General features: G+C 44.0%; 2 protein-coding genes. Both read left to right on the top strand.

Annotated elements, in window-relative coordinates:
• A partial coding sequence (locus tag R7O13_RS30730; protein ID WP_318305702.1) for an ATP-binding protein occupies positions 1-179 on the top strand: 179 nt, incomplete at its 5' end.
• The coding region (locus R7O13_RS30725) for a response regulator transcription factor (RefSeq protein ID WP_140211572.1) at positions 169-523 on the top strand (355 nt) is incomplete at its 3' end. The genes R7O13_RS30730 and R7O13_RS30725, both read left to right, overlap by 11 nt.

Raw genomic sequence — 523 nt, 5'->3', positions numbered from 1 at the left:
ATACCCCTCTTGATCAGCCTTTTTATACCACGAAGGAAAATGGCCTAGGGCTAGGGCTTGCTATTTGTCGCGATGTAATTGAAGGGCACCAAGGTTCCATCAATTTTAGGTCAATTGACCCATCAGGGTGCCAAGTGACTATCGTTTTACCGTATCAGGAAGCTCAGAATGAGTCGTAATCTTTGTCCACTTTATATCGTTGACGATGAAGTGCCTGTTTTAGAATCAATGGCTTTTATGTTAGAAAGTTATGGTTATAGCGTCGATGTCTATTCAAACGGGCAAGATTTCTTACAGAGTGTGAATCTGCATCAAGCTGGATGTGTATTGTTGGATAGCCGAATGCCAGAAATGCGTGGGCAGGAGCTTCACCTGCTAATGCGTAATCAATGCAGTCCAATCAGCGTTATATATCTGACTGGGCATGGTGATATTCCAATGGCAGTCGACGCCTTAAAAGAAGGCGCGTTGGACTTTTTTCAAAAGCCTGTGGACGGTAATGCTTTAGTGGCGGCAATCGATA

This window comes from Vibrio sp. Y176, assembly GCF_033438945.1.
This window is presented reverse-complemented; position numbering and strand designations above follow the sequence as displayed.